This window comes from Janthinobacterium pasteuri (assembly GCF_051380775.1).
Classification (GTDB): Bacteria; Pseudomonadota; Gammaproteobacteria; order Burkholderiales; family Burkholderiaceae_D; genus Janthinobacterium.
Window position 1 is genome coordinate 1 of sequence record NZ_JBNYXS010000047.1, and the last position, 7,039, is coordinate 7,039.

The following is a 7,039-nucleotide window of genomic DNA, read 5'->3' on the forward strand; positions in this document are numbered from 1 at the left end:
GACCGTGAAACAACTTTGCGCCGATGATAGTGCTGCAACCAGTGTGAAAGTAGGTTATCGTCAGGCTTGTTATTCGAAAAAACCCCCATCGGTGATCCGCTGGGGGTTTTTTTACGTTTAGAGATTTGTCATGAGTTGTGCCATTGATCGGTGCTACAGTGCGCAATTGCCCTAAAACGCATACAGATGGACTATCAACAACTTTCTATGCAGCGCCGCAACCATCCGGCCTGGCGTTTGCTCGCCGCCGATCATGCGCCGATGATCGCCAGTTTCCTGCACCATCATTTTATTGCGCCCAATATCCGTACCATCGCGCGCCAGCAACTGGCATCGCATCTGGACGATCATCTGTATCATCTGCATGAACTGGCTGGCGAGGTGTTGTTTCCCAAAAGCGCGACAGCGTATCTGGACGACTGGGCTTCCGATGAACGGAGCTGGCTACGCAAATACTATCCAAGCGGGCAAGACGAACCGCACTATGATCTGACGTCGCCGACCGAACAGGCAATCGAATGGCTGCTTGGCCTGGGCCAGCGCCAATTCATCGGTACCGAATCGCGCCTGATAACGGTATTCGATCTGCTGCGGCAGATTATCGATGGCACGGAATTGAATCCCCGTACCCGTATCGCCGAACTGCAGAAACGCAAGGCAGCCATCGATGCGGAAATCGCGCAAATCGCCCAGGGCCGGCTCGACATGATGGAGCCGACCCAGATACGCGAACGCTTCCTGCAAATGTCGTCGACGGCGCGCGAACTGTTGTCGGACTTTCGCGCTGTCGAGCACAATTTTCGCAGTCTGGATCGCTCGGTGCGTGAACGTATCGCCACCTGGAAGGGCAGCAAAGGTGAATTACTGCAGGAGATTTTCGGCAAGCGTGATGTGATCGCCGATTCCGACGAGGGGAAAAGCTTTCGCGCCTTCTGGGATCTGTTGATGTCGCCATCGCGCCAGGATGAATTGACGGCGCTGCTGAATGCGGTAATGGCACTCGATCCGGTGCGTGAACTGGCGCCCGATGGCCGTTTGCTGCGGATACATTACGACTGGCTGGAGGCGGGTGAGGTGACGCAGCGCACGGTGGCCCGTTTGTCCGAACAGCTGCGGCGCTATCTCGATGACCAGGCATGGCTGGAAAACCGCCGTATCATGCAGCTGATACGCGATATAGAAAAAAAGGCGCTTGATGCGCGCGCAGTCATCGAGCATGCCGTCTTTATCGAAATCGATGTCGCTGGGCCGGATGTGATGGTACCCATGGATCGCACTTTGTTTACACCGCCATTCAAACCGGTGATCTTGCATAGCGTGCTCGATGAAATGGCTGAGCCCATACCATCGGAAGCCCTCTTCGGTCAGGTCTACGTCGACCGCTTGAAACTGGCGTCGAACGTTCAGCGCGCGTTGCAAGAGCGTAAGCAGATTTCACTGGCCTCGCTGATCGCCGAGTATCCGCTTGAGCAGGGCTTGGCGGAACTGGCCACTTATCTGAGCCTGGCGACGCAGGAATTGCCCAGCGTGATCGACGACACGCAAGAAGAAACGATACACTGGACCGATGCTCAAGGTCGTGCGCGCCTTGCCACGGTGCCTCTCCTTATTTTCAGCACATGATGAATTCTTCCAGCGAAACGCATTACAGCCAGATCCTGATCGCCTTGATGCAAGGCGTGTTGTACCAGGAAAACGATGTCGCCTTGTGGCAGCCCCTGCTGCTGTTGCAAGCGCGCGTGCGCGATTATTGCCAGCAAATCGGACTGGAGCTGATCCTCGATGAAGCCGAGGGCTATGCCTACCTGCGCCAGCGCGCCACGCCGGAAGGGGAAGTTGCGCTGCCTCGCCTGGTGCCGCGCCGCCAGCTCAGTTATCCGGTCAGTTTGATCCTGGTGCTGTTGCGTAAAAAGCTGGCGGAGTTCGACAGCAATGGCGGTGATACGCGATTGATCGTCAGTCGTGAGCAGATCACCGAACAATTGCGCCTTTTCCTGCCCGATACCGCCAATGAAGCACGTTTGCTCGACCGCATGGAGACGCATCTGAACAAAGTGGTCGAACTGGGCTTCCTGTATCGTTTGCGTGGACAGGAGCATCAATTTGAAGTGCGGCGCATTTTGAAGGCCTTTGTCGATGCGCAATGGCTCAGCGATTTCGAGCAGCGCCTGAATGATTACGCCGGTCATGGCATGAGCCTGTGGGGAGAGGCTGGATGACGGTGCGTGACCATGAGGACGGTGTAATGCCGCAGCTTGATTTCGCCGACCCGGCGGCCATGGAGCGCGCCGGCTTTCGCCTGCATCACTTCGAAGTCTTGAATTGGGGCACCTTCCATGCGCGTGTGTGGAAACTGCATCCGGGTGGCGACAATCTGCTGCTGACCGGCGACATCGGTTCTGGCAAGTCGACGCTGGTCGACGCCATCACCACCTTGCTGGTTCCCGCTCAAAAGATTTCTTATAACAAGGCTGCTGGCGCCGACGCGCATGAGCGCAGCCTGCGCACGTATGTGCTCGGCCACTACAAATCGGAACGCGGCGACACTGGCAACACGGCGCGCGCGGTCGCCTTGCGTGACCAGAATACTTATGCCGTGATCCTCGGCGTGTTTTATAACGAGGGCTACGATCAGACTGTGACCCTGGCGCAGGTCTTCTGGCTCAAGGATGCACGCGGCCAGCCCGAGCGCTTTTATGTCGTGGCGGACAGTGCCTTGTCGATCGCAGACCAGTTCGCCGGCTTCGGCACCGATATCAACCAGTTGCGCAAGCGCCTGCGCGCCAGCAAGGGTGTCGTTCTGCACGATACCTTTCCGCCCTATGGCGCCGATTTCCGTCGCCGCTTCGGTATCGGCAATGAGCAGGCGATGGAATTGTTTCACCAGACGGTGTCGATGAAATCGGTCGGCAACCTGACCGACTTCGTGCGTGAGCACATGCTCGAAGCGTTTCCCGTCGAAGAGCGCATCGCCGCCCTGATCGCCCATTTCGATGATTTGCATCGCGCGCACGAAGCGGTACTGAAGGCGAAACAGCAGATCGAGCAATTGTTGCCGCTGACTGCCGACTGCGCACGTCATGCCAGCTTGCAGCAGCAGGATGAGCAATTGCGCGGCTGCCGCGAAGCGCTGCGGCCGTGGTTTGCCTCCTTGAAAAGTGACTTGCTGGAAAGCCGTCTGGAACAACTGGCGCTGGAGCTGGAAAAAACCACTGCCCGCCTGCAACGGCTGCAACAGTTGCGCGGCGAGCAAGGCGTGCGCCGCGATGAAATCCGGGAAGCCATTTCTGCCAACGGCGGCAACCGTCTGGCGCAGATCGACGTCGAGATTGCGCGTCAGCAAACGTTGCAGGATGAACGCGCGCGGCGTGGCGCGCAATATGATGAATTGGCGCAAGCGCTTGGGTTGCCGGGCGCGGCTGATGAGGAAGGCTTTCGTGCCAATTTGCGCGCCATTGACACTGGCCAGGCGCAATGCATGGTGCAGCATGACGAGTGTCAGAACAGCCTGACCGAGGCGGGTGTGAAAGTACATGAACTCGGTGCCAGCCATGGCGAGCTGACGGCAGAACTTGAATCGTTACGCCAGCGGCGCTCGAATATTCCAGGCCAGATGCTGAAACTGCGCGACTTGCTGTGTGGCGCGCTGGATCTCGATGGTGACGAGCTGCCCTTTGTTGGCGAGCTGATCCAGGTACGCGACGATGCCAGTGAGTGGGAGGGGGCGGCCGAACGCCTGCTGCACAATTTCGGTCTGGCGCTGCTGGTGCCGGAAGTCCATTATGCGGCGGTGGCGGCATGGGTGGACCGTAGCCATCTCGGCGCCCGCCTGGTCTATTTTCGGGTGCGTGCAGTCAGCGTGCCGGAAGCGCGGCCGCTGCATCCGGATTCGCTGGTGCGCAAGCTGTCCATCAAGCCCGATTCGGTCTTCTATCCCTGGATCACCAGTGAACTGGCACGGCGCTTCGACTATGCCTGCTGTGATTCACTGCAACAATTTCAACGCGAAAAACTGGCCATCACGCGCAATGGCCAGATCAAGGCGGGTGGCGAGCGTCACGAAAAGGATGACCGCCATCGTCTCGATGACCGTGCGCGCTATGTGCTGGGCTGGACCAACCACTCCAAGATCGCGGCGCTGGAAAAGCAGGCCCGTGACCTGGCGTTGCGCATCACCGCCCATGGCGCACGCATCAGGGCACTGAAGCTTGAACGTCAATCACATCAGGAGCATCTGGGCCAATGGCAGCAACTGGCGCTGTTCCAGCATTTCGGCGATCTGGACTGGAAGCCGCTGTTGCTGGCGATCGAACAATTACTGCGTGAAAAAGAGGCACTGGAAGCGGCGTCGGATTTGTTGCGTGAACTGCAGAGTCAGCTTGAAGCACTGACGCAAGCGCAAGCCGGCACGGACGAGGACATCAGCCGTCACACCACTGAGCATGCCAGGCTCAGCGAACGTCAAGATCAGGCACGGCGCCAGTTGGCCGACTGTGCACAGTTGCTGGAGGCCACACCTGAGCACGCGCGCGACCTGTATTTTCCCCTGCTGCTGCAATTGCAGGCGGAAGCCCTGGGCGAACACAAGCTGACGGTGGAGTCGTGCGATAACCGCGAAAAAGACATGCGTGGCTTCTTGCAAGCGCGTATTGATGCCGATAGCAAGAAAATCGCCAGTTTGCGCGACCGTATCATCAATACCATGAGCGATTACGTCACGGCCTGGCCGCTCGATACGCGTGAGGTCGATGTGAGCATCAATGCCGCTGGCGAATTCGGCAAGATGCTGGCGGCACTGCAGGCCGATGATTTGCCGCGCTTTGCGCAGCGCTTCAAGGAGCTGCTGAATGAAAACACGATCCGCGAAATTGCCGGCTTTCAGTCGCAGCTCAAGCGTGAGCGGGAAACCATCCGCGAACGCATCGATATCATCAACCGCTCGCTGCACGATATCGATTACAACCCCAACCGCTACATCGCGCTGGAAGCCGAGCCTAACCTGGACGCCGACCTGCGCGACTTCCAGGCCGACTTGCGTGCCTGCACCAAAGGCGCGCTGACCGGGTCGAGCGACGAAGAATATTCGGAAGCCAAGTTTCTGCAGGTAAAAACCATCATCGAGCGTTTCCGGGGCCGCAGCGGCAGCGCCGAGGTGGACAAGCGCTGGACGCGCAAGGTAACCGATGTGCGCAACTGGTTTGTCTTTTCGGCTTCCGAGCGCTGGCGCGAAGACGACCGCGAGCATGAACATTACACCGATGCCGGCGGCAAGTCTGGCGGACAGAAGGAAAAGCTGGCCTATACCGTGCTGGCCGCCAGCCTGGCATACCAGTTCGGCTTGGAGTGGGGGGTGGTGCGCTCCCGTTCCTTCCGTTTTGTCGTGATCGATGAAGCGTTCGGCCGCGGTTCGGACGAATCTGCACGATATGGACTGGAACTGTTCAGACGCATGAATTTGCAATTGCTCATCGTCACGCCGTTACAAAAAATTCATATCATCGAACCCTATGTTGCCGGGCTGGGTTTTGTGCACAGCGAAGAAGGGCGGCAATCGATGTTGCGTTACCTGAGCATTGAGCAATACCAAGCCGAACGCAAGGCGCATCCCGTATGAATGACATGAGCAGCAACTGGACCTCGCCAGCGGCCATTCGAGCCCAGCTACTGCGCCTGTGGGACAGTGGCCGCCTGTTGGCGGCGCATGTGAATGGCAACTCGATATTTCCATGGACACCTAATTTACGCCAGCCGGGGACGGCCACCCTGGGCGAGCAATTCGACGAAGTGAGGCGCTGGATACGGCAGCTTGACGAGGGCAGCAAGAGCCATAAGGGACAAGGCTATGCCATCGAATGGCGTGACATCAATCATCGTCAGCTGGGGCGTAACCGTATGCCGGCCAGTGTCGTTGTGGCTGATGAAGCCGACGCATTGTGGCTGATCGGAAAAGGTGCTGAAAAACGGCGCTTCGAGCAACTGTCAACCCTGACGCTGCAGGCTTTTCCGGTTTTGGCCGGCTGGATCGCGCGCCGGCCGATGCTGTTGCTGGAACATGCGCCCGCATGGGAGCGCATCGTCCTGATCTTGCAGTGGTTTGTCGCCCATCCCCGCCCGCATCGCTATTTGCGCGAGCTCGACATTCCTGGGGTGGACAGTAAGTTCATCGAAACGCGCAAGGCTTTGCTGGCGGAATTGCTGGACCAGCTCATGCCGTCGGAGGCAATTGATATGCAGGCGATCGGTGCCCGTCAATTTGAAGCGCGTTATGGATTGCTGAGCAAGCCGGCATTGATACGCTTTCGCCTGCTCGATGCGCGCCACCATATCGGTGGGCTGTCTGACTTGAGCGTACCCGTGGCGCAGTTTTCTGCCTTGCGGACCACGGTAAAACGCGTCTTTATCACCGAAAATGAAATCAATGGGCTGGCATTTCCGGAGGTAGCGGACAGCATGGTGATCTTCGGTGGCGGGTATGGTGTCGACCGCTTGGGAGGTTTGCCTTGGCTAGCGGACTGTGAGGTGATTTACTGGGGCGATATCGATACCCATGGTTTTGCCATTCTTGATCGCTTGCGCGAATACTTGCCCCACGCACGTTCCATGTTGATGGATATCGCAACCCTTGAAGCGCATCGCTTATTATGGGGCAGTGAAGAACAACATAAACGTTATGCTGGTAATCTGACTCGCTTGACGGATGAGGAGCAAGCTTTGTTTCGCATGTTACGTGACAATACCTTGGGAGAGTGCGTCCGCATGGAGCAGGAACGGCTGGGTTTTCACTGGGTCCGGTCGGCCATTTAAAATATCGCCTGAAAGCCTTGCTACTATCGGAGCGCTTGGCTATAATTCGCCCCCTCGCTGAACGATGCATGCAAATGCTGAGTGAAGTGGGTAAAAAAGAAGGTTGACGAAATGCTGAAAACGCTTCATACTCTTCCTTCTTCGCAGCTGACAAACACAACGCTTTGTCGATAGCGCGAAAGCAGTACCGAATACAGTTCTTTAACAATTAACAGTCGATAAGTGTGGGCATTTG

4 protein-coding genes are annotated in these 7,039 nt (G+C 57.5%); all 4 read left to right on the forward strand.

Annotated features, from left to right (window positions below; all coding sequences use genetic code 11):
• Positions 1 to 207 precede the first annotated feature (207 nt).
• The 4 genes from ACQ4WN_RS26060 to ACQ4WN_RS26075 are packed head-to-tail and all read left to right on the forward strand — an operon-like array spanning position 208 to position 6,804.
• Positions 208 to 1,623 carry a DUF3375 domain-containing protein gene (locus tag ACQ4WN_RS26060; RefSeq protein WP_436554110.1) on the forward strand — a complete coding sequence of 472 codons (1,416 nt, stop codon included), beginning with the start codon at positions 208 to 210 and terminating at the stop codon, positions 1,621 to 1,623.
• A complete protein-coding gene (locus ACQ4WN_RS26065) occupies positions 1,623 to 2,219 on the forward strand; it encodes a DUF4194 domain-containing protein (RefSeq protein WP_436554113.1) in 597 nt (198 codons plus the stop codon). Before ACQ4WN_RS26060 ends, ACQ4WN_RS26065 begins: the two co-directional genes overlap by 1 nt.
• 26 nt (positions 2,220 to 2,245) lie before the next feature.
• On the forward strand, positions 2,246 to 5,614 hold the full coding sequence (locus ACQ4WN_RS26070; protein WP_436554111.1) for an ATP-binding protein: 3,369 nt from the start codon (positions 2,246 to 2,248) through the stop codon (positions 5,612 to 5,614).
• On the forward strand, positions 5,611 to 6,804 hold the full coding sequence (locus ACQ4WN_RS26075) for a Wadjet anti-phage system protein JetD domain-containing protein (RefSeq protein ID WP_436554112.1): 1,194 nt from the start codon (positions 5,611 to 5,613) through the stop codon (positions 6,802 to 6,804). The genes ACQ4WN_RS26070 and ACQ4WN_RS26075 overlap by 4 nt, the downstream gene beginning before the upstream one ends.
• Positions 6,805 to 7,039 lie beyond the last annotated feature (235 nt).

What these genes read in the sequence shown, in the direction of transcription:
- ACQ4WN_RS26060 (WP_436554110.1), top strand. Translation starts at nt 208, where the DNA reads ATGCAGCGCCGCAACCATCCGGCCTGGCGTTTGCTCGCCGCCGATCAT.
- ACQ4WN_RS26065 (WP_436554113.1), top strand. Translation starts at nt 1,623, where the DNA reads ATGAATTCTTCCAGCGAAACGCATTACAGCCAGATCCTGATCGCCTTG.
- ACQ4WN_RS26070 (WP_436554111.1), top strand. Translation starts at nt 2,246, where the DNA reads ATGCCGCAGCTTGATTTCGCCGACCCGGCGGCCATGGAGCGCGCCGGC.
- ACQ4WN_RS26075 (WP_436554112.1), top strand. Translation starts at nt 5,611, where the DNA reads ATGAATGACATGAGCAGCAACTGGACCTCGCCAGCGGCCATTCGAGCC.